Raw genomic sequence first — 1,699 nt, 5'->3', positions numbered from 1 at the left:
AAACCAAGAGGCCATTGCTGCGCTGACTGCACCCTTGGATATGCATCGCACAGTTCCGGTGGACAGCCGCGCTTTCAAATTTGACATCGTGCTGCGCGGACAGCGACAGACCTATTTCGAAAACCGACCAGAGGGGCTTTGATCATGGTACAGAAACTGGATTACCTGCGCGAAAGCCCCAGCCAAACAGCTGGTCCCTACGTTCACATTGGCTGCACGCCGAATTTCACAGGCATCGACATTTATGGCGGTGATCTGGGGACGTCGTTGAAAACCGGCCCTGTGCAAGGCCAAGAGATCACCATCAAAGGGACAGTTTATGACGGTACAGGCACGCCCTTGCGCGATGCCATGATCGAAATCTGGCAACCTGATAGTGCTGGCTTGTTTCGTTCTGCGAATGAAACGCGCGGCACGTCCGATCCAAACTTCACAGGTTGGGGCCGCTCCACCGGTGATATGAACACAGGCGAATTCACGTTTGAAACCGTCAAACCTGGTGCCGTGCCCTTTATCGATGGTCGCCCCCAAGCCCCCCACATCACGGCATGGATTGTCGCACGTGGCATCAATATCGGCTTGCACACGCGCATCTATTTTGAGGATGAAACCGATGCAAACGCAGCAGATCCGATCCTGACCCGCATAGAACATCAAAACCGTATCCCAACCCTTCTGGCCAAGCCCGAAGCGGACGGCGTCTATCGCTTTGACATTTGGCTGCAAGGCCCCACCGAAACCATTTTCTTTGATATATGAGACCTGGCATGAGCAAACCTTGTATAATTTGCGTCGCAATCACTGGATCTGTGCCAACAAAGGCGGCCAACCCTACAGTTCCGATCAGCGTTTCCGAGCAAATTGAAAGCACACACGCGGCATTCGAGGCGGGTGCCAGCATTTGTCACGCGCATGTTCGCAATGACGACGAAACACCCAGCTCTGATCCAGAAAAATTCGCACGCCTGAAAGAAGGCGTTGAAGCACATTGCCCGGGGATGATCGTTCAGCTCTCGACCGGGGGGCGCTCCGGTGCTGGTAAAGAGCGCGGTGGCATGTTGTCGTTGCGCCCCGACATGGCGTCTTTGTCGGTTGGATCCAACAATTTCCCGACACGCGTTTACGAAAACCCGCCTGCATTGGTCGATTGGCTTGCGTCTGAAATGATCGAAAATGATGTGAAACCCGAAATTGAGGCCTTTGACCTAAGCCATATTTTCCACGCCGCTTTGATGCATGAACGCGGTCAGATCAAAGAGACGCCCTACGTGCAATTCGTCATGGGTGTGAAAAATGCAATGCCCGTGGATCGCCAGGTGTTCGATTTTTATCGCGCGACTGTGGCACGCTTGTTCGGCGAAGAGGCCGCATGGTGCGCTGCTGGCATTGGCCAAAATCAAATCGTTCTAAATGAATGGGCAATTGGTGCTGGCGGTCACGTACGCACTGGCCTTGAGGACAATGTCCGTTGGGATCGCAACACACTTGCGCCCTCAAATGCTGCTTTGGTACAGCGTGCGGTCGATATTTGCGCCACTCATGAACGTCCTGTCGCAACTCCTGCGCAGGCTCGCTTGATCTTGGGATTACGGGCATAAACTAGGGTCAGGACTCATAACCAGAAGATCACCGCCCGGCAGTGTATTGCGCCGCAATGTCACGAAAGAGGCGGTTATGTCGTTTGTAGCGGCCTTTGTCG

The 1,699-nt window shown here is 54.0% G+C and carries 2 protein-coding genes and 1 pseudogene; all 3 read left to right on the top strand.

The genetic code is table 11. The features are described from left to right. Window positions 1-142, top strand: a pseudogene (locus tag QZ279_RS07330) (protocatechuate 3,4-dioxygenase subunit beta); the annotation flags it as partial. Between the two features lie 2 nt (window positions 143-144). Further along, on the top strand, window positions 145-759 hold the full coding sequence (pcaG, locus tag QZ279_RS07325; protein WP_293449629.1) for a protocatechuate 3,4-dioxygenase subunit alpha: 615 nt from the start codon (window positions 145-147) through the stop codon (window positions 757-759). Between the two features lie 8 nt (window positions 760-767). Then, window positions 768-1,598, top strand: a complete 831-nt coding sequence (locus tag QZ279_RS07320) for a 3-keto-5-aminohexanoate cleavage protein (RefSeq protein WP_293449627.1) — start codon at window positions 768-770, stop codon at window positions 1,596-1,598. Window positions 1,599-1,699 lie beyond the last annotated feature (101 nt).

This window comes from Planktotalea sp. (genome assembly GCF_018607965.1).
In the GTDB taxonomy this organism is placed as follows: domain Bacteria; phylum Pseudomonadota; class Alphaproteobacteria; order Rhodobacterales; family Rhodobacteraceae; genus Planktotalea.
This window is presented reverse-complemented; position numbering and strand designations above follow the sequence as displayed.

Coding starts and splice junctions, on each gene's coding strand:
- QZ279_RS07320 (WP_293449627.1), top strand. CDS start 768: ATGAGCAAACCTTGTATAATTTGCGTCGCAATCACTGGATCTGTGCCA.
- pcaG (WP_293449629.1), top strand. CDS start 145: ATGGTACAGAAACTGGATTACCTGCGCGAAAGCCCCAGCCAAACAGCT.